This window comes from Kingella negevensis (assembly GCF_030177895.1).
Taxonomy (GTDB): domain Bacteria; phylum Pseudomonadota; class Gammaproteobacteria; order Burkholderiales; family Neisseriaceae; genus Kingella_C; species Kingella_C negevensis.
On record NZ_CP123448.1, the window covers coordinates 1868100 to 1887366 of the forward strand.

General features: G+C 44.8%; 18 protein-coding genes and 1 pseudogene. 9 read left to right on the top strand and 10 right to left on the bottom strand.

Features of this window, described 5'->3' with window-relative positions; translation table 11 throughout:
* Nucleotides 1-10: 10 nt before the first annotated feature.
* A complete protein-coding gene (locus QEO93_RS10210; RefSeq protein ID WP_032137866.1) occupies nt 11-1174 on the bottom strand; it encodes a polyamine ABC transporter substrate-binding protein in 1164 nt (387 codons plus the stop codon).
* Nucleotides 1175-1549: 375 nt separating this feature from the next.
* On the opposite strand from QEO93_RS10210, the gene QEO93_RS10215 reads away from it, so the two are divergent.
* The 3 genes from QEO93_RS10215 (at nt 1550) to QEO93_RS10225 (ending at nt 5031) form a co-directional block, all read left to right on the top strand.
* A complete protein-coding gene (locus QEO93_RS10215) occupies nt 1550-1837 on the top strand; it encodes a co-chaperone GroES (RefSeq protein ID WP_032137867.1) in 288 nt (95 codons plus the stop codon).
* Nucleotides 1838-1901: 64 nt separating this feature from the next.
* Nucleotides 1902-3539, top strand: a complete 1638-nt coding sequence (groL, locus tag QEO93_RS10220; RefSeq protein ID WP_032137868.1) for a chaperonin GroEL — start codon at nt 1902-1904, stop codon at nt 3537-3539.
* Nucleotides 3540-3756: 217 nt separating this feature from the next.
* A complete protein-coding gene (locus tag QEO93_RS10225; RefSeq protein ID WP_032137869.1) occupies nt 3757-5031 on the top strand; it encodes an O-acetylhomoserine aminocarboxypropyltransferase/cysteine synthase family protein in 1275 nt (424 codons plus the stop codon).
* A gap of 63 nt (nt 5032-5094) precedes the next feature.
* On the opposite strand, the pseudogene QEO93_RS10230 reads toward QEO93_RS10225, so the two are convergent.
* The 3 genes and pseudogenes from QEO93_RS10230 to QEO93_RS10240 all read right to left on the bottom strand — a co-directional run bounded on the left by QEO93_RS10230 (nt 5095) and on the right by QEO93_RS10240 (nt 9003).
* Nucleotides 5095-5820: pseudogene (locus QEO93_RS10230) on the bottom strand (IS630 transposase-related protein).
* A gap of 94 nt (nt 5821-5914) precedes the next feature.
* The gene (locus QEO93_RS10235) at nt 5915-8080 is read right to left on the bottom strand and encodes a primosomal protein N' (protein WP_032137871.1); all 2166 of its coding nucleotides are present in this window, start codon (nt 8078-8080) and stop codon (nt 5915-5917) included.
* Nucleotides 8081-8301: 221 nt separating this feature from the next.
* On the bottom strand, nt 8302-9003 hold the full coding sequence (locus QEO93_RS10240; protein ID WP_052368837.1) for an SIMPL domain-containing protein: 702 nt from the start codon (nt 9001-9003) through the stop codon (nt 8302-8304).
* A gap of 156 nt (nt 9004-9159) precedes the next feature.
* Here QEO93_RS10240 and dksA point away from each other — a divergent pair, with 156 nt between their 5' ends.
* A complete protein-coding gene (dksA, locus tag QEO93_RS10245; protein WP_032137872.1) occupies nt 9160-9576 on the top strand; it encodes an RNA polymerase-binding protein DksA in 417 nt (138 codons plus the stop codon).
* A 127-nt stretch (nt 9577-9703) separates the two neighbouring features.
* Here dksA and accC read toward each other — a convergent pair whose 3' ends face one another.
* From accC to QEO93_RS10260, 3 genes are all read right to left on the bottom strand, one after another.
* Nucleotides 9704-11065, bottom strand: a complete 1362-nt coding sequence (accC, locus tag QEO93_RS10250; RefSeq protein ID WP_032137873.1) for an acetyl-CoA carboxylase biotin carboxylase subunit — start codon at nt 11063-11065, stop codon at nt 9704-9706.
* Nucleotides 11066-11107: 42 nt separating this feature from the next.
* Nucleotides 11108-11569 (bottom strand): acetyl-CoA carboxylase biotin carboxyl carrier protein, encoded by a 462-nt coding sequence (gene accB / locus QEO93_RS10255; RefSeq protein WP_032137891.1) that lies wholly within the window; start codon nt 11567-11569, stop codon nt 11108-11110.
* 283 nt (nt 11570-11852) lie between these two features.
* Entirely contained in the window at nt 11853-12206 is a 354-nt protein-coding gene (locus QEO93_RS10260) for a hypothetical protein (RefSeq protein ID WP_032137874.1), read from the bottom strand.
* A 468-nt stretch (nt 12207-12674) separates the two neighbouring features.
* Between QEO93_RS10260 and guaA the strand changes: the two genes are divergently transcribed.
* A complete protein-coding gene (guaA, locus tag QEO93_RS10265; protein ID WP_032137875.1) occupies nt 12675-14243 on the top strand; it encodes a glutamine-hydrolyzing GMP synthase in 1569 nt (522 codons plus the stop codon).
* 156 nt (nt 14244-14399) lie between these two features.
* Here guaA and QEO93_RS10270 read toward each other — a convergent pair whose 3' ends face one another.
* Complete coding sequence (locus tag QEO93_RS10270; protein ID WP_032137876.1) at nt 14400-15026, bottom strand: Fe-Mn family superoxide dismutase; 627 nt, start codon at nt 15024-15026, stop codon at nt 14400-14402.
* 191 nt (nt 15027-15217) lie between these two features.
* On the opposite strand from QEO93_RS10270, the gene hemB reads away from it, so the two are divergent.
* On the top strand, nt 15218-16225 hold the full coding sequence (hemB, locus tag QEO93_RS10275) for a porphobilinogen synthase (protein WP_032137877.1): 1008 nt from the start codon (nt 15218-15220) through the stop codon (nt 16223-16225).
* 40 nt (nt 16226-16265) lie between these two features.
* On the opposite strand, the gene QEO93_RS10280 is transcribed toward hemB, so the two are convergent.
* Both QEO93_RS10280 and QEO93_RS10285 read right to left on the bottom strand, forming a co-directional pair.
* On the bottom strand, nt 16266-16553 hold the full coding sequence (locus tag QEO93_RS10280) for a PACE efflux transporter (protein WP_209434869.1): 288 nt from the start codon (nt 16551-16553) through the stop codon (nt 16266-16268).
* Entirely contained in the window at nt 16553-16675 is a 123-nt protein-coding gene (locus QEO93_RS10285) for a PACE efflux transporter (RefSeq protein ID WP_280642260.1), read from the bottom strand. The genes QEO93_RS10280 and QEO93_RS10285 overlap by 1 nt, the downstream gene beginning before the upstream one ends.
* 167 nt (nt 16676-16842) lie before the next feature.
* Here QEO93_RS10285 and QEO93_RS10290 point away from each other — a divergent pair, with 167 nt between their 5' ends.
* The 3 genes from QEO93_RS10290 to QEO93_RS10300 are packed head-to-tail and all read left to right on the top strand — an operon-like array spanning nt 16843 to nt 19265.
* Entirely contained in the window at nt 16843-17832 is a 990-nt protein-coding gene (locus QEO93_RS10290) for an NAD(P)H-dependent glycerol-3-phosphate dehydrogenase (protein WP_032137878.1), read from the top strand.
* A gap of 57 nt (nt 17833-17889) precedes the next feature.
* Nucleotides 17890-18918 (top strand): coiled-coil domain-containing protein, encoded by a 1029-nt coding sequence (locus QEO93_RS10295; RefSeq protein ID WP_143445715.1) that lies wholly within the window; start codon nt 17890-17892, stop codon nt 18916-18918.
* Complete coding sequence (locus QEO93_RS10300; RefSeq protein WP_044250436.1) at nt 18915-19265, top strand: cell division protein ZapA; 351 nt, start codon at nt 18915-18917, stop codon at nt 19263-19265. The genes QEO93_RS10295 and QEO93_RS10300 overlap by 4 nt, the downstream gene beginning before the upstream one ends.
* The last annotated feature ends 2 nt before the right edge of the window (nt 19266-19267 follow it).

The window sequence follows — 19267 nt, forward strand, 5'->3', positions numbered from 1 at the left end:
CTTTTTGCATTTAACGATTTGCTTTCAATGATAACCATAAATTATTTTGTAAACGCATGATTTCTGTAGATTTTGGCAATACTACAAAGCTATGCGACATGGTTTGTTCATTTGGTAAGATAGATTCATCTTTTGCTAACTCTGCATCCATGTGTTCACGTGCAGGTAAACTAGATGGCGCGTAAGTAACATAACTACTATTTTTAGCTGCAATCACAGGGTCTAAAGTATGATTGATGTATTTATACGCATTGGCAACGTTTTTCGCATCTTTTGGAATCATCAGCGAATCAACCCAAATACCGACACCCGATTTAGGAGTTAGCACTTTAATGTGAATATTGTTGCCAGCTTCTTCTGCACGGCGTTTAGCAATGTTCAAATCGCCACCGTAACCAATGGCGACACACAATTCACCTTGTGCCATGTTGTCGATATAGCCTGATGAACTGAAACGTTTAATATCATTGCGGACTTTTTTCATGGCTTCCAAAGCAGCTTTGTAATCATCAGGGTTGCTGCTGTTCGGGTCTTTGCCGATGTAGTTCAACACCAATGGGAATTGTTCGGTTGGGCTATCGAAAAAGCTTATGCCACAATGTTTTAATTTTTGGGTATATTCTGGATTGAAGACCAAGTCCCACTCATTTTCAGGCAGCTTGTCTGTGCCTAAATGCTTGGTAACCAAATCGGTGTTAATTGCTAAAGTGTTAATCCCCCAGAAGTATGGCACGGCGTACTGATTACCAGGGTCCACTTGCGCCATCATTTTTAACAGCGATGGGTCGATGTTGTTGTAGTTTGGGATTTGGCTTTTGTCTATCGGGCGATATGCGCCTGCATTGATTTGACGGGCAACGTTAGAAAGTGATGGCGCAACCAAGTCATAGCCTGATTTACCTGTCAGCACTTTGGCTTCCAACATTTCGTTGCTGTCGTAAAACGATTCGTTAATCGTTAATTTGTTGTCTTTACCAAATTGAGTAACGGTTGAGGGGTCAGAATAATCTGACCAAATATAGAGATTTAATTCGTTTGTGGCGATTAGAGGGATATTTGCGGATTCGGACGCAGCAGCCTGATTGCCGCCTTGGGCTGATTGTGCTTTTTTGTCCGAACCGCCGCATGCACCCAAGAATAAGGTCAGCGCGGCAACCAACAGTGTTTTGTTCATTGTGTATTCCCATATAAAAGTGGATAAAGTTGTTGCCGTTCGGAAAACACCTAGTTCCAAACTCGTTGGTCGGCAGCAAGGCGGATTAAACAAAAAAATGGGGTTTCATGCAAGTAGAAATTCAAGATTTCGTGATTTTTTGTAAGAATATGTTTTCAGGCAGCGTTTTGGTTATTTTATGCGACTTAAATGACAGCCTGAAAAATGTTTGCAAATAAAAAACTTTTTCTAGCTAATCAATTTGTTATATATATTTTAAAAATTTTTAAAATATCGTGCTTGAATTTCAGGCTGCGTGCCTTAATGTAGCAAACTGTTATTGAAGCAGTGTTTGCTTTAAATTTAAATTTCGTCTCACTTTATAGGAGTAATACAATGAAAATTCGTCCTTTACATGACCGTGTTGTCGTGAAACGTTTGGAAGCTGAAGAGAAAACAGCTTCTGGTATTATTTTGCCGGGTGCGGCTGCTGAAAAACCTGATATGGGTGAAGTGATTGCAGTTGGTGAAGGCAAAGTGGGTAAAGATGGCAATCGCCGCGCTTTAGATGTGAAAGTGGGCGATAAAGTGATTTTCGGCAAATATTCTGGTCAAACTGTGAAAGCTGATGGCGTGGAATTGCTGGTGATGCGTGAAGAAGACATCTTCGGTATCGTAGAATAAGATTCACGCAGCCTGAAAACGGTTTTCAGGCTGCAATAAAATTTTAATTTTTGGAGAATACAAAATGACAGCAAAAGACGTTCAATTCGGCGCAGATGTGCGTCAAAAAATGGTTGATGGCGTAAACGTATTGGCAAACGCTGTTCGCGTAACTTTGGGCCCTAAAGGGCGCAACGTGGTATTAGACCGCTCTTTCGGCGGTCCATACATCACTAAAGATGGTGTGTCTGTAGCAAAAGAAATCGAGCTGAAAGACAAATTCCAAAACATGGGCGCGCAAATGGTGAAAGAAGTTGCTTCTAAAACCAACGACGTAGCTGGCGACGGTACAACTACCGCAACTGTGTTGGCGCAAGCGATTGTGACCGAAGGCATGAAATTTGTTACCGCAGGCATGAACCCAACTGATTTGAAACGTGGTATTGATAAAGCTGTGGTGGCTTTGGTTGATGAATTGAAAAACATCGCTAAACCTTGCGAAACTTACGAACAAATCGCGCAAGTAGGTTCTATCTCTGCAAATGCGGACGAACAAATCGGCAAAATCATTGCAGACGCAATGCAAGAAGTGGGCAAAGAAGGCGTGATTACTGTGGAAGACGGCAAATCATTGGAAAATGAATTGGCTGTTGTGAAAGGTATGCAATTTGAACGCGGTTACTTGTCTCCATATTTTGTGAACGACATGGAAAAACAAATCGTTGGTTTGGATAACCCTTGGGTATTGTTGTTTGACAAAAAAATCAGCAACATCCGCGAATTGTTGCCAGTTTTGGAACAAGTGGCAAAAACCAACCGCCCATTGATGATTATTGCGGAAGATATTGAAGGCGAAGCGTTGGCAACTTTGGTTGTGAACAACATTCGCGGCGTATTGCGTACTTGCGCGGTGAAAGCCCCAGGTTTTGGCGACCGTCGTTTGGCTACTTTGCGCGACATCGCAATTTTGACTAACGGTACTGTGATTTCAGAAGAAGTGGGCTTGTCTTTGGAAACCGCTACTTTGGAACAACTGGGTCAAGCAAAACGTATTGAAGTGAGCAAAGACAACACTACCATCATTGATGGTTTCGGCAGTAAAGAAGCAGTTGATGCGCGTGTGGCTGAATTGCGTAAACACTTGGAAACCACAAACAGCGATTACGACCGCGAAAAATTGCAAGAACGCATTGCTAAATTGGCAGGTGGCGTGGCTGTGATTAAAGTGGGCGCGGCAACTGAAGTGGAAATGAAAGAGAAAAAAGACCGCGTGGACGATGCTTTGCATGCGACTCGCGCTGCGGTTGAAGAAGGTATCGTTGCAGGTGGTGGCGTGGCTCTGTTACGCGCACGTTCTGCATTGAAATCTGTTGCTGCGGACAACGCTGACCAAGAAGCTGGCGTGAAAATTGTATTGCGCGCGATTGAAGCACCGTTGCGTCAAATCGTTGCTAACGCTGGCGGCGAAGCGTCTGTAGTAGTGAACAAAGTGTTGGAAGGCGAAGGTAACTTTGGTTACAACGCTGGTAACGACACTTATGGTGACATGATTGCTATGGGTGTGTTAGACCCTGCAAAAGTTACTCGTTCTGCATTGCAACACGCGGCTTCTATCGCTGGTTTGATGCTGACAACTGATTGCATGGTTGCTGAAATCCCTGAAGACAAACCTGCTCCTGCTGCACCTATGGGTGGCATGGGTGGTATGGGCGGCATGATGTAATCCACGTCTAACCTGATATAAAAAGCAGCCTGAAAACTAGGAAACTGGTTTTCAGGCTGCTTTTTTATGAATTATTTTGTTTTGAAATAAATTTACATGAAATACGTTCATTTAAAAGACAAAATTTTCGCATTTGGCAATTGTTTCATATAGGAATAAGATAGTTTTCAGGCTGTCGCAGCCTGAAAAACATCATCAATCATAAAAGGAAGCCATCATGAAACGCGAAACCATCGCCCTACACGCAGGATACAAATCTGACCCCACCACCAAATCTGCCGCCGTTCCCATTTATCAAACCACGTCATACACATTTGACGACACCCAACACGGCGCAGATTTGTTCAACTTAAACGTAGCAGGCAATATTTACACACGCATTATGAACCCCACCACCGCCGTGCTGGAAGAACGCGTGGCGCAACTAGAAGGCGGAATTGCTGCGCTTGCCCTTGCCAGTGGCATGGCATCTGTAACCTATGCTGTGCAAACGCTCGTTCAAGCAGGCGACAACATCATCGCCACACAAACGCTATACGGCGGTACATATAACTTCTTCGCCCACACCTTGCCACGCCAAGGCATAGAAGTCCGCTTTATCGACCCGAATAATCCAGAAGAAATCGCCGCCAAAACAGATGAACGCACACGCCTAGTTTATTGCGAATCCATTGGCAATCCCGCGATTAACGTGGTGGATATTCCAGCATTTGCCCAAGCCGCCCACGCACAAGGTTTGCCTTTGGTGGTGGATAACACCGTCCCATCGCCAGCCCTGTTCCGCCCAATTGAACACGGCGCAGACATCGTTGTGCAGTCGCTAACAAAATACATCGGCGGACACGGCACCACCATTGGTGGCGCAATCATCGATAGCGGCAAATTTCAATGGGCAGGCAATCCACGATTTGACGCCATTTTTAACCACCCTGACCCGTCCTATCACGGTGTAAACTACTGCGAACACTTCGGTGCAGCCGCCTATATTGCACGCGCACGCGTTGTACCACTGCGCAACACAGGCGCAGCCTTATCGCCACAAAGCGCATTTTTGTTATTACAAGGCTTAGAAACGCTCGCCCTACGCATGGAACGCCATTGCGAAAATGCCGAAAAAGTTGCCGCATTTTTGCAAAATCATCCACAAGTTGCATGGGTAAATTACCCAGCACTCGCCAGCAGCCCATACAAAGCCCTGATTGACCGCGATTACAACGGCAAAGCATCAGGCTTGCTCAGCTTTGGCATTAAAGGCGGACGCGAAGCAGGCGCGAAATTCATTGACGCATTACAACTCTTTTTGCGTTTGGTAAACATCGGCGATGCCAAATCGCTGGCAACTCACCCAGCCACTACCACGCACCGCCAGTTAGGCGAAACCGAACTCGCCGCCGCAGGTGTGCCTGCCGATATGATTCGTTTGAGTATTGGCATTGAACACATTGATGATTTGTTAGCTGATTTGGAACAAGCATTAGCTGCTGCAAAATAATCAAAAAGCAGCCTGAAAACTAGGAAATTGGTTTTCAGGCTGCTTTTTTATAGTGGTTTATAGTTAATTAAAATAAAAATAGGACAGTAGCGCATCTGTGAAATTATCATAACTAGGCAAAATTGAACGCATATATTTCTTAATATTTGCCCATAATGACTTTTCAGGTAAATTGGGCAATAGCATAGTTTCAAGCCATGCTTCAAAAAAATCGCTGGTCATTGTATTTTGATAAATCATTGGCGCAATTAAATTTTGCCCAATTTGCGCTGCAACTAAATGATAAGCGTTGGTATTTTCTACCGCTTATCTTGGTTTTAACAATTTCCCCTTTCGGATTACGAGCATACGGACGAAAGAAAGAGGTATCAAATCCTGTTTCATCCAAATAAACAAGCGGGTAGTCCGAAAATTGGGCTAACTGAGCTAAATAATGAGCTACTTTTTTTGGGTCTTGTTCTTTGTAAGTGGTGGTCTTTTTTTACGCGTGATACCTAATTTTTTGAGCGCATAAAAAATAGTTGATGTGGAGCAACTAAACATTTCAGCCATTTCATAGAGATAAGCATCAGGATTTTGTTCAATATATTGTTTGAGTGCTTGTGTATCCAATTTAGTGGCATTTTGCCCTTTGACTTGATGTTTCAGGCTACCTGTTTGTTCTTCTAATTTAATCCAAAGGTAAAGCGTATTTCTTGAGATACCATAGGTTTTGGCAGCTTTACTTGCATTGTTACATTGCTTGTAACAATTTAATGCTTTTTCTCGTAAATCAATTGAATATGCCATTTTATGTACCTTAAAGATAAAATTAGAATTGTACTATTTTATTTTGAATTTACTATAAATTCAAATCAGGACAAGGCGACAATGACCACGCTATTCACATCTCCTGATAATCCACATCAATATGCCAACGAATCCGCGCATCACGATACTGCACCAACACCTGTTCCCACAACGAAATTGCCCGATGCAACGCCACCCTATCCGTACTTTCCAAAAACACCTGCGCCCGTTCACGTTTCGCCAAACGCGCCATTAACATCGGAATCGCACCAAACACAAACACATTTTCAGGCAACAACGGCGCAACCAAGCTATTGATTTCATTCAAAAACAACACCGCATCGTCCATTTTCAACGCGTCCGTCCGAATCGCAGCCTGAAAACCAAACGGCGGCAAACTAAACAACTCACGCTGCGCCAATTCATGATTTGCAAACTGCACATAATCCTGCGCCTTCACCGCCGCAAACACCTCATGATTCGGCAATTGCGTTTGAATCAACACCTTCCCCGCCTTTTCCGCCCGACCCGCCCGACCCGACACCTGCGTCAATTCCGTAAACAACCGCTCAGGTGCACGAAAATCACTGCTAAATAACGAACCGTCCGCATTCAAAATCACCACCAAATTCAATTTCGCAAAATCATGCCCCTTTGCCAACATCTGCGTTCCCACCAAAATATCCACCTGATTTTCCTGAATATCCCGATACAAATTCGCCCAATCCGTTTTACGATGCGTACTGTCCCTATCCACACGAATCACTTTCGCATTCGGCATCGCTTGGCGCAACGTCTCTTCCACACGCTGCGTACCCTGCCCAACCGCCGTTAAATCCTGATTACCACATTCTGAACAAGCGCGTGGAATAGGCAGCCTGAAATCACAATGATGGCAACGCAACTGCCCAGCACGTTGATGCAACACCATTTTCGCCGAACAATGCGGACAACCAAACGTATGCCCACAATCCCCACAAAACAATGCAGGCGCAAACCCACGCCGATTCAAATACACCAGCGACAAACCACCCTGACGATAATTCTCCTGCAACAATGCCAACGCAGGCGCAGAAAAACCATTGTCCAATTTCTGACGGCGAATATCCAGCAACTGAATTTCAGGCAGCACCGCTTGAGCATTCGCCCGTTTCGGCAAACTGTGCAACTGATATTGCCCCATTTGCGCCTTGTGCCACGTTTCCAAACTTGGCGTTGCACTGCCCAAAATAATCGGACAATTCGCCTGTTTCGCGCGCCAAATCGCCAAATCACGCGCGTGATAGCGCAATTCATTGTCCTGCTTAAATGAACCATCGTGTTCTTCATCAACCACGATTAGCCCCAACTGCTCAATCGGCGTGAACACCGACAATCTCGTACCAATAACCAATTTCGCCTGCCCCAACATCGCGCGTAAATAATCACGACCACGTTGCCCTGCGGCGGTTTGGCTGTGCAACACCGCAGTCGGCATATCAGGAAAACGCTGCGTAATGCGCTGCAACAATTGCGGCGTGAGATTGATTTCAGGCAGCAAAAAAAGCACCTGTTTACCGTGCGCCAACACATTTGCCATAATGTCAAAATACACTTCCGTCTTGCCGCTGCCCGTGATGCCGTGCAACAAATGAACGTGATAATTATCCAATTGATTTTGAATCGATTGACTGGCGCGAGATTGGTCTTCATTCAAAATATGCTGAGATGGCGGAATGGTTGGCGTGGCGGCGGTGCTGATTTCCAACCAATTTTGCGCCGCGTATTCTGCCAACAGCGTTTTGGCTTGCGGATGAATTTTTTTCAACGCAGACACATTCAGGCAGCCTGAAAGCAGAGCTTGCCAAAATTGCCATTGCTTTTTAGCGCGTGATTCAGACGGCGGCGTTTGTGCTTTACCTGTTTCGTTCAGCGTGTAAAAAAGTTCAGGTTCGGGAATGGCGAGCGGCTTGGTTTCTTTGAGTGGGGCTGGCAGGGCTGTGAACACGGTTTGACCGAGCGGATAGTGGTAATAACGCGCGGTAAATTGCACCAAATCGCGCCAGTTTTCAGGCAGCAATGGCTCGTTTTCAAAGACTTGTTCTATCGGCAGAATTTTGCTGGGGTCAATATCAGGCTGGACGTGGTTCGCCCATACAATGCCGATTTGCGGCTTGCCGCGCAGTTTCACGATGACGCGACGACCGTGTGGGAGTTCGGTGGGGTGGGCATAAGTGAGCAAGGGGAGAATGGTGTTGAGCGCGATGTGGTGGTAAATCATAGAATGCAGCCTGAAAAGTGATGGGAGGATTATATTTCGGGCTGCATAATCTTCAAAATTGCAGCCTGCAAACGTTATAGTGAATTAAATTTAGATTAGTACAGCGTTGCCAACGCCCTTATGTACTATTTGTACACGGCGGGCGTTGTCGCCTTGTCTTAAAAAATAATTGCATCAACTATAAAAAGCAGCCTGAAAATGTTTTCAGGCTGCTTTTTTCGTTATTGCATTTGAACCGAACCATGCACCGTTTGACGGATTTCCTGCATGCCAGGGCTGGTGTTCATCACATCATTAGATTGCACTTTTACCATACGCAAAGAAGCCTCCATAGGTGCAGAATAGTTTATCACGTCGTCCATGTTTTCAAACGATTGATTGAGCTGCACACGCACAATTTTGTAGCTGCTAAAACCCAAGCTATTGCTCACACTTTTCGCACGAGTTTGAAATGCTTTCAATGCCTGTTCACTGGATTGCTCAACCGCCGCCGCGCGTTTTTCCGGCGATACGCTAAACGACACGTTTTCCAACATTGCCACATCTTGCGTCTCTGCCGCCAATTTGCTCAACGCGTCAAAATCCGTGCTTTTCACGCGAATATCTGCTGAATCTGTCCAGTTGGTAATCGTGCGCTTTTCGCCGTATTCAGGGTACACGCTGCGGTTGCCCGATTCCACTTCAAACGCATGATTGGCTTTGGCTTTCGCTAACACCGCATTCACGCGGCGGCTCACTTTGTTGCTCACATCGTTGCGCGATTTGCCCGTTTCTTGCACACGCAAAACAATGTTCATCGTATCGTTTGGCACAGAAACGCTGGCACTTTCGTAAAATTCCACAATGTTGTAATGCAATTCTTCTGCAAAAACAGGTTGGGCAATCATGGCAGACAGCGCAGTCGTCAATAAAAATTTTTTCATGATTTTGTCTTTCAAAATGAAAAGATAAGTAAAGATTTTCAGGCAGCCTGAAAATTGTTCATTCATTATATCCAAATTTACGCCGCACATGCAAAAACGTGCTATTATGCGCCGCTTTGCAAACAGCCTTAACAATATGAGAAGGATGAAATAACTATGGCAAAACTAACTGAACAAGACATTGTGGCTTGGAACGGCGACGAAGCCGATTACATGAATGACCAGCACTTGGAATTTTTCAAAGAATTATTGTTGAAACAACAAGATGAGTTAATTCATAAAGCTGGCGAAACCACCACGCACATGAAAGAACACGAAGCTGCACCCGATCCAGCAGACCGCGCTTCTCAAGAAGAAGAATACGCATTGGAATTGCGCACCCGTGACCGTGAACGCAAATTGTTGGCGAAAATTCAGGCTGCGTTGCGTGATATTGAAGAGGGTGAATACGGTTTCTGCCGCGATACAGGCGAGCCGATTGGTTTGCGTCGTTTGCTGGCGCGCCCAACGGCAACTTTATCCGTTGAAGCGCAAGAACGCCGTGAACGCATGAAGAAACAGTATGCAGATTGATTTTTCAGGCTGCGAATAATGGTAGGTCGGCTTTCCAAGCCGACTTTTCATTTTCAAGCTGCAAACAAAAACAGGACAGATATTTCTCTGTCCTGTTTTTGTTGTTTTCAGGCAGCCTGAAAACAGATTATTTTGCCAACTTTGCTTTACGTTCTGCTAGCCAATGTTCCAAATAATGAATGCTCACGCCACCTTTGCTAAAGCCTTCATCATTGAACAAATCCAAATGCAACGGCGCATTGGTTTTAATGCCATTTACGGTCAATTCAGCCATTGCCACGCGCATTTTTGCCATTGCTTGCTCGCGCGTTTTGCCGTGAACGCAGATTTTGCCAATCAAACTATCGTAGTTTGGCGGAATACGGTAGCCCTGATAAATATGGCTATCCACGCGAATCCCGAAACCACCTGGTAAATGGCAAGAATCAATCAAGCCGGGGCTTGGAATAAACGTGTAGGGGTCTTCCGCATTGATACGGCATTCAAACGCGTGTCCCTTGATTGTGATGTTTTTTTGCTCATACTGCAATGGCAAACCAGCCGCCACGCGTAACTGCTCTTGCACAATATCCACATCGGTAATCAATTCTGTAATCGGGTGTTCCACTTGCACACGCGTATTCATTTCAATGAAGAAAAATTCGCCGTCTTCATACAAAAATTCAAACGTGCCTGCACCGCGATAACCAATGCGTTTACAAGCGTCCGCGCAAGCTGTGCCGATTTTTGCGCGCTCTTCAGGTGTGATGAATGGGGCAGGGGCTTCTTCAATGATTTTCTGATGACGACGTTGCATTGAACAATCGCGTTCGCCCAAATAAATCGCGTTGCCGTGTTCGTCCGCCAACACTTGAATTTCCACATGGCGTGGGCGTTGCAAAAAGCGTTCCATGTAAACCATTGAGTTGCCAAATGCTGCTTCAGCTTCCGCTTTGGTCATCTCGATCGATTTCAGCAAATCTTCTTTCTTTTCAACGACACGCATACCGCGACCGCCGCCGCCAGCCGATGCTTTAATAATCACAGGAAAACCGACTTTGTCCGCGATTTTTAAGATTTCATCAGGGTTTTCAGGCAGCGCACCATCAGAGCCTGGCACGCAGGGTACGCCTGCTTCAATCATCGCTTTTTTCGCTGAAACTTTATCGCCCATTAAGCGAATGGTATCCGCGCGTGGGCCGATGAAAATAAAACCTGATTGTTCCACTTGTTCGGCAAAATTCGCGTTTTCAGCTAAGAAACCGTACCCAGGGTGGATTGCGTCCGCACCTGTTACTTCTGCTGCTGCAATCAGCGCAGGAATATTCAAATAACTCTGTGGCGATGGCGCAGGACCAATACAAACGCTTTCGTCTGCTAATTTAACGTGTAAACTTTCGCGGTCGGCTTCGGAATGCACTGCCACGGTTGCACTGCCCATTTCGCGGCAAGCGCGTAGCACACGCAAGGCAATTTCACCGCGATTGGCGATTAATACTTTTTTTAACATGGTGTTTCCTTAAATTTTAGTTTTCAGGCTGCCTGAAAACCATTATTCAATGATAAATAATGGCTCGCCATATTCCACAGGCTGACCATTTTCCACCAAAATTTCTTTAACCACGCCTGATTTTTCCGCTTCAATTTCGTTCATCAGTTTCATGGCTTCGATAATGCACAAAGTGTCGCCAGCTTTTACGGTACTGCCCACTTCCACAAATGCTGGCGAGCTTGGGCTAGCCGAGCGGTAGAATGTGCCGACCATTGGCGATTTTTGCGCGTTTGCTAGATTATTCGCTGGTGCAGCAGGAGCAGCCGCAACGGGTGCAGTTGCCACAGACGCAGCCGCTTGAGCAGGTGCTGCTTGTGGTGCAGCCGTGTAAACTGTTTGCACAGCAGGTGCTGCCACTGAGCGCGTGATACGCACTTTTTCTTCGCCTTCGGTTACTTCAATTTCTGCAATGCCTGATTCTTCAACCAAATCAATCAATTTTTTTAATTTACGTAAATCCATTTTTGAAATACTTTCTGTATAAAATAACAAGTTATGCAAAATATGTTTTCAGGCTGCCTGAAAACATATTTTTGTAGAATTTAATCAGCAAGATTAAAGAATCTTTAGCTATGAAGTCGCAATTTTGGCGAAATTAGCCCCAAAAGTCTAGCAAAATCTAAGAAAAAGCAAGAAAAGACGAGTAAAATCAACTTTGAAAAAAATCAGATTTAAAATAAAAATAAAAGCCAAACAACAAAATTGTTGTTTGGCTTTTTTCATTTTAATAAATGAATAAAATGGATTACAGGCTGTTTTCAGTATCAACCAAAGAGCGGCGAGCCAATGCCAAATTAGATTTAGAACGATCCAATACAGAGTACAAGAACAAGCCATCGTGTTTAGTCAATGGGCGCAATAAGTGGTATTGTTTACCCAAGGTAATCAAGATGTCTTCAATGCTGTCTTTCAAACCCAACATTTGCATAGTTTTCATTTTAGCGCGCATTACTTCAGTGTTACCAGCAGCAGCGATTTCCAAGTCGATAGCAGCAGAACCGCCACCAGCCAACAACATACCACTTGAAAAGTCTACAACGGCAGCAGCTAATGCACCATCAACATTCAACATTTGAGATACGGCGTTATCGTAATTCATTCTTAAAGGCTCCTAAATAATATATGTAAATATGCGATTTAAAGCTGAAATAGCTTCACTTTGAACACATAGGCTTATGCGAAAACAGTGTTATTGCATGACCTAATGGTTACCAGGTTCCCACTTACCAGCTTTATATTACTGGTTTGTTTTGCTGCCTAGAAACTATCCGAAATTATAAAACTCGCCATAAATTAAGTAAATAGGGGAAATATTTAAATAAATTATCCAGTATAGGAAAAGATGCATTTATTAATCATCATAATTAAATGTACTGTTGGTGATTGATTTAGCTATTTTTTATTAAATATTTATAAATTTCAATAAGTTGTATTAAATTATTCTTTATTTTCCCGCTATGTTAAAATAGTCATTGCTTTTATAAATTTTGGTGTTGTAATTTAAGCAACACTTTCTTACAAAAACGACACTTTTTCATCCATTTTTCTCTTTACAAAGCTCATCATCATGCAACAAGACAAAATTCTGATTTTAGATTTCGGCTCGCAAGTTACCCAACTGATTGCGCGTCGTGTTCGTGAAGCGCACGTTTACTGCGAACTTCATTCTTTTGATATGCCTTTGGACGAAATTAAAGCATTCAATCCAAAGGGTATTATTTTATCTGGCGGTCCTAATTCAGTGTATGAATCGGATTATCAAGCCGACGTGGGTTTGTTTGATTTGGGCGTGCCTGTGCTGGGTATTTGCTACGGTATGCAATTTATGGCGCACCATTTGGGAGGCGAAGTGTCGGCGGGCAATCAGCGCGAATTTGGTTACGCGCAAGTGAAAACGATTGATTGCGAACTCACGCGCGATATTCATGACGGCACGCCAAACGTGTTGGACGTGTGGATGAGCCATGGCGACAAAGTGTCTAAATTGCCAACGGGTTTCGCTGTGATTGGCGACACGCCGTCTTGCCCGATTGCGATGATGGAACACGCGGAAAAACAATTCTACGGCATTCAATTCCACCCCGAAGTTACCCACACGAAACAAGGTAAGGCTTTGTTAAATCGTTTTGTTTTGGATATTTGCGGCGCGAAACCGAGCTGGACGATGCCGAATTACATCGAAGAAGCGATTGTGAAAATCCGTGAACAAGTCGGCAATGAAGAAGTAATTTTGGGCTTGTCGGGCGGCGTGGATTCTTCTGTGGCGGCGGCGTTGATTCATCGTGCGATTGGCGACCAATTAACCTGTGTGTTTGTGGACCATGGCTTGCTGCGTTTGAATGAAGGCAAAAATGTGATGGATATGTTTGCGCGTAATTTGGGCGTGAAAGTGGTTCACATTGACGCGACTGAGCAATTTATGGGCAAATTGGCTGGCGTTACCGACCCTGAACAAAAACGCAAAATCATCGGCGCAGAATTTATTGAAGTCTTTGACGCGGAAGAGAAAAAATTAACCAACGCGAAATGGTTGGCGCAAGGCACGATTTACCCTGATGTGATTGAATCGGCTGGTGCGAAAACGAAAAAAGCCCACGCGATTAAATCGCACCACAATGTTGGTGGGCTGCCTGAAAACATGAAATTGAAATTGCTTGAACCGTTGCGCGATTTGTTTAAAGATGAAGTGCGCGAATTGGGCGTGGCGTTGGGTTTACCGCGTGAAATGGTGTATCGCCACCCATTCCCTGGCCCTGGTTTGGGCGTGCGGATTTTGGGCGAAGTGAAACGTGAATACGCGGATTTGTTGCGCCGTGCCGATGATATTTTCATTGAAGAATTGCGCAACACGATTGACGAGCAGTCGGGCAAATCTTGGTATGATTTGACAAGTCAAGCGTTTGCGGTGTTTTTGCCTGTGAAATCGGTGGGCGTGATGGGCGATGGACGCACTTATGATTATGTGGTGGCATTGCGTGCGGTGATTACCAGCGATTTTATGACGGCGCATTGGGCGGAATTGCCTTATTCGTTGCTCGGCAAAGTGTCGAACCGTATTATCAATGAAATCAAAGGGATTAACCGCGTAGTTTATGATGTGAGCGGTAAACCTCCTGCAACGATTGAGTGGGAATAAAATATAGTGAATTAAAATCGCAATGATACTGTGTTGCTAACTTCCTTATGTGCTAGATGCACACGGTGGACGTTGTCGCCTTGTCTCATTATTATTTTAATTCACTATAAAAAAGCAGCCTGAAAACTTTTCAGGCTGCTTTTTTAATATGCTGAATTAAGCAGAAACTGCATCAAAACGTTCTTGAACTTTATCCCAGTTCACAACATTCCAAAATTCTTTGATGTAGTCTGGGCGACGGTTTTGGAATTTCAAGTAGTAAGCGTGTTCCCAAACGTCCAACACCATGATTGGCGCGCCTTCGCAGCCTGCGATGGCTTTACCCATCAATGGGCTGTCTTGGTTTGGAGTCGATACGATTTCCAATTTGCCGTTGTTCACAACCAACCATGCCCAGCCTGAACCGAAACGCGTTGCCGCTGCTTTTTCAAATTGTTCTTTGAATGCTTCAACGCTACCAAAATCGCGTTCAATCGCCACTTTTAGGCTGCCTGAAAGCGTTGTACCCAATTTCAAGTTTGCCCAGAAGAAAGAGTGGTTTGCGTGACCACCCACGTTATTGCGTACTGGCATTTGGTTGGCAGCAGGCAATTCTGAAACGCGTGAAATCAATTCTTCAGCAGATAAGTTTTGAAATTCTGCTGGCAACGCTTCAACGGCTGCGTTGGCGTTGTTTACATAAGTTTGATGGTGTTTGCTGTGGTGAATTTCTACGGTTTGCGCGTCGTAGTGTGGTTCTAATGCGTCGTATGCAAAACCCAATTCTGGAAGAGTGAATGCCATTTTTTTATCCTATTTATAGTGGTTTGTCGAAGGGCGCATGATACTTGCCACAGCTTGTTTAAACAAGCGCGGACTGGGAAAGATAGATTTTTTAAATTATGGGGTTATGAATTGTTTTCAGGCTGCGTGATGTTTTCAGGCAGCCTGAAAGTGCTAAAATGCCGTTTTCAATAATTTATTAGGAAAAATTGATGAACTTCCCACCACGCCAAGCCCCTGTAACCCGTATGCGTCGTATGCGCCGCGATGATTTCTCACGCCGTTTAATGCGTGAAAACGCCTTAACGCCAAACGATTTGATTTACCCAGTTTTCGTGTTGGAAGGCAAAAATCAAGAGCAAGAAATCGCGTCTATGCCAGGCATTAAACGCCAAAGTTTGGATTTGCTGCTGAAAACGGCAGAACACGCTTGTGAACTGGGTATTCCGATGTTGGCGTTGTTCCCAGTCGTAACACAAAATAAAACGGCAGACGCGCAAGAAGCCTACAATCCTGAAGGTTTGGTGCAAACGGCTGTCCGTACATTGCGAAAAGAGTTCCCAGAATTGGGTATTATGACTGATGTCGCGCTTGACCCATACACTTTGAGCGGTCAAGACGGTTTGACCGATGAAACGGGCTATGTGTTGAACGATGAAACGATTGAAGTGTTGATGAAGCAAGCGTTGAGCCACGCAGAAGCAGGCGCGCAAGTGGTTGCGCCGTCAGACATGATGGACGGACGCATTGGCGCAATCCGTTTGGCGTTGGAAAACGCTGGGCATATTCACACGCGCATTATGGCATATTCCGCAAAATACGCTTCGGCGTTTTATGGTCCGTTCCGCGACGCGGTAGGCAGTTCGGGCAATTTGGGCAAATCCACAAAAGACCAATATCAGCAAGACCCTGCAAATTCAAACGAGGCGTTGCAAGAAGTGGCGTTGGATTTGATGGAGGGCGCGGATATGGTAATGGTAAAACCAGGTTTGCCATATTTGGACGTGGTTCGCCGTGTGAAAGATGAGTTTGGTGTGCCAACTTTTGCTTACCAAGTTTCGGGCGAATACGCGATGCTTCAGGCTGCGATTCAAAATGGTTGGTTGGACAAAGATAAAGTGATTTTGGAAAGTTTATTGGCGTTCAAACGTGCTGGCGCGGACGGGATTTTGACGTATTTTGCGATTGAAGCAGCAGAGCAGTTGTACCGTTTGAAATAAGATGAAAAACGCAGCCTGAAAATGTTTTTCAGGCTGCGTTTTATAGCGTTTTAAATTTCACACGCAAATTATCATAACACCAATGAAACACTACCGTGTAAACCATCACAAACAACGTCATGCCAATATCCATCGCTAACGCCTGCACAAATCCCAAATCCAACCACCACATAATTAACGGCACAGTTGCCAACAATAAGCCGCCTTCAAACAAAACCGCATGCAGCGCACGAATGGCAAATGTCCGCGTTTCGCGTGGCGCAGAAAATTTCTGGTCAAACAGCCAGTTAAACACCACATTCCACAGCAAAGCCAGCAGCGAAATCATCACAAACAGCGCGCCAGTTTCCCCACTTCACGGTGTGCCAAAAACATTACCGCGATTGTGGATAACGCCACCGAAATCGTTTCAAATAACACAGCCTGAAAAATACGTTCTTTCTTACCCATTTAAATTTACAGCAATATGACAAAAAGTGTCGCATTCACAATAATTGCAAAATTCAAAGGATATTTTCAGGCTGCGACTACATAACAATAAGGCTTGTGATAAAATCGCGAACATTATTGCTGTTTAGTACGACAAACAACAAAAATCGTGGAGGAGTAGCAAAAAAATGAAGATTACCGTTTTAGGCACAGGTTCATGGGGGACTGCGCTTGGCATTCACTTTGCCTTGCATAATCATCAAGTTGCGATGTGGACGCACAACGAAGCACACGCACAAACCATGCAAGAAAGTCGCCAAAATGAACGCTATTTGCCCGATTTCAGGCTGCCTGAAAACTTAACCGTTCATGCAGACATGGCAACCGCGCTGCAAGATAGCGAATTGATTTTAGTGGTAACGCCCGTTGTTGGCTTGCGTTCCAGCGTGGAACAAGTGAAACAAGCAGGTTTTGGGCATTTGCCGATTTTAACCGCTTGCAAAGGCTTTGAACTCGATTCGGGTCTACTAACGTTCCAAGTTGTGAAAGAATTGCTGCCTGAAAACGACAAAATTGGCGTGTTGTCAGGACCAAGTTTCGCACAAGAATTAGCCAAACAATTACCGTGCGCCGTTTGCCTTGCTTCAGAAAACGAAGCGTGGATTACGCAATTAACACGTGAATTGAACACCAATGTCATGCGTTTGTATGCCAACACCGATGCGATTGGCGTATCAGTTGGTGGGGCAGTGAAAAACGTGATGGCGATTGCCACAGGTTTATCAGACGGTTTGGGCTACGGCTTGAACGCCCGCGCTGCTTTGGTAACGCGCGGATTAGCCGAAATTTCACGTCTTGCTGTTGCCATGGGTGCGGATTACAAAACCATGATGGGCTTAGCTGGTATGGGCGATTTGATTTTAACGTGCACAGGCGCATTATCGCGCAACCGCAAAGTGGGCTTAGGCTTGGCAGAAGGCAAATCTCTGCACCAAGTCTTAAAAGAAATCGGACACGTTGCCGAAGGCGTACCAACCATTGAAGAAGTGCATAACGCCGCCGCTAAATATCAAATTGATATGCCCGTAACCGATATGCTTTACCAGCTTGTTCGTAACGAACTCAACGCGCATGATGTCATGGACAGACTTATGCAGCGAGAACCCAAAAGCGAATAACCTTTTTTAGGCTGTCTGAAAAAATTAACTCTAAACTAACTTTTCTTGAGAAATCGTATGAACCAATCGTTAGCAAAACTTGAAAGCCGCATACAAGACCTTATCGGCAAAATCAGCCAACTGCGTAGCGACAACGACTTGCTAGGCAAACAATTGCAACAAGCCCGTTTGAACCACGAAGAAGAGGCGCAAAAACTGAAAGCAGAATTGAGCGATACACGCGCTCAAGTCCGCAACAACGAAAACGTGAGCGCACTGGCTGCCATGTCTGCCAAAAATGCCGATGCCTTGAGCGACAAAATCCAATTCCAAGAACAACAAATTCAGTTGCTGGAAAAAGAACGCGTTGCCTTGCGCGACCAAATCAGCTTCTTGCAACAAACCGTTCAAAATAAAGAAAAAGATTGGCAAGACCGCTTCACGGAGCAAGAACAACAACAAACTGCCGACCGCGTACGCATTAACACATTACAAGAGCAATTACGCGCCGCAGAAGACAGCACAGCATCTATCAGCAAAGAGTTGGAAAACCAAAAATTCTTGGCAACCGAAACACAAGCCAACTTGGATAGCCGCAACCAAAGCCTGCGCGACCAATTGGACACGTTGCAAAAACAATTGTCTGAAACCCAATTGCGCTTAACCACTAGCAACAGCAATGCTGAAGAATTGCAGGAAGAATTACGCGCAGCACGTGAAGCCTTGTTGGAACAAGAAAAATCATTGAACGAAAAAGCCGTGGCAGAGCAAGAGCGTGCCAACACCAAATTGATGCAAGAAACCGAGCGTTTCCGCATTGAATTGGCATTGCAAGCGCAAAAACACGAGCAAAGCCTAAATCGTTTGAACCAAGCGATGACGCAACAACGCGAACGCTTGCAAAACGAGAAAAAAGAATTGCAAGAGCAAGTTCGTCAATTAAACAGCCAAAATCAAGAATATCGTGGCATGTTGCTGCAAAGCGCAAACAATATTCGCGGCTTGTTGGCACGTTTGCCAGCCGTTGAGCAAACTGGCGGCGAAATCGATTTAGCAGCAACGGTAACTTCTGCTCGCACAACTGAACAAAACGGAGAGAACGAATGAGTATCGAACAAATTAGCGTTGAAATTCTCAACCGTACATTCACTATCGGCACACCAGAAAGCGAACGTGGCACGTTGCACAAAGCAGTGGAAATGCTGAACCAAAAAATCACAGCAATCCAAAACGCTGGTAAAAACATGGAAACTGAAAAAGTTGTGATTATGGCAGCTTTGAACTTGACCCATGATTTGCTGAAAGCGGCGGATAAAGCAGCAGAAATTAACAGCAAAAAAGCATTGCCAAACGAAGAAGATGAACGTAAAATCTCGGCATTGATTGAGCTTTGTGAAACTGCCTTGAAAACCGCGCCAGAAGCGGATATTGAGACAGAAATCGAAGTTGAATAACC

Excerpts from the sequence above, each read along its gene's own strand:
- QEO93_RS10210 (WP_032137866.1), bottom strand. The coding sequence starts at position 1,174 with ATGAACAAAACACTGTTGGTTGCCGCGCTGACCTTATTCTTGGGTGCA.
- QEO93_RS10215 (WP_032137867.1), top strand. The coding sequence starts at position 1,550 with ATGAAAATTCGTCCTTTACATGACCGTGTTGTCGTGAAACGTTTGGAA.
- groL (WP_032137868.1), top strand. The coding sequence starts at position 1,902 with ATGACAGCAAAAGACGTTCAATTCGGCGCAGATGTGCGTCAAAAAATG.
- QEO93_RS10225 (WP_032137869.1), top strand. The coding sequence starts at position 3,757 with ATGAAACGCGAAACCATCGCCCTACACGCAGGATACAAATCTGACCCC.
- QEO93_RS10235 (WP_032137871.1), bottom strand. The coding sequence starts at position 8,080 with ATGATTTACCACCACATCGCGCTCAACACCATTCTCCCCTTGCTCACT.
- QEO93_RS10240 (WP_052368837.1), bottom strand. The coding sequence starts at position 9,003 with ATGAAAAAATTTTTATTGACGACTGCGCTGTCTGCCATGATTGCCCAA.
- dksA (WP_032137872.1), top strand. The coding sequence starts at position 9,160 with ATGGCAAAACTAACTGAACAAGACATTGTGGCTTGGAACGGCGACGAA.
- accC (WP_032137873.1), bottom strand. The coding sequence starts at position 11,065 with ATGTTAAAAAAAGTATTAATCGCCAATCGCGGTGAAATTGCCTTGCGT.
- accB (WP_032137891.1), bottom strand. The coding sequence starts at position 11,569 with ATGGATTTACGTAAATTAAAAAAATTGATTGATTTGGTTGAAGAATCA.
- QEO93_RS10260 (WP_032137874.1), bottom strand. The coding sequence starts at position 12,206 with ATGAATTACGATAACGCCGTATCTCAAATGTTGAATGTTGATGGTGCA.
- guaA (WP_032137875.1), top strand. The coding sequence starts at position 12,675 with ATGCAACAAGACAAAATTCTGATTTTAGATTTCGGCTCGCAAGTTACC.
- QEO93_RS10270 (WP_032137876.1), bottom strand. The coding sequence starts at position 15,026 with ATGGCATTCACTCTTCCAGAATTGGGTTTTGCATACGACGCATTAGAA.
- hemB (WP_032137877.1), top strand. The coding sequence starts at position 15,218 with ATGAACTTCCCACCACGCCAAGCCCCTGTAACCCGTATGCGTCGTATG.
- QEO93_RS10280 (WP_209434869.1), bottom strand. The coding sequence starts at position 16,553 with ATGATTTCGCTGCTGGCTTTGCTGTGGAATGTGGTGTTTAACTGGCTG.
- QEO93_RS10285 (WP_280642260.1), bottom strand. The coding sequence starts at position 16,675 with ATGGGTAAGAAAGAACGTATTTTTCAGGCTGTGTTATTTGAAACGATT.
- QEO93_RS10290 (WP_032137878.1), top strand. The coding sequence starts at position 16,843 with ATGAAGATTACCGTTTTAGGCACAGGTTCATGGGGGACTGCGCTTGGC.
- QEO93_RS10295 (WP_143445715.1), top strand. The coding sequence starts at position 17,890 with ATGAACCAATCGTTAGCAAAACTTGAAAGCCGCATACAAGACCTTATC.
- QEO93_RS10300 (WP_044250436.1), top strand. The coding sequence starts at position 18,915 with ATGAGTATCGAACAAATTAGCGTTGAAATTCTCAACCGTACATTCACT.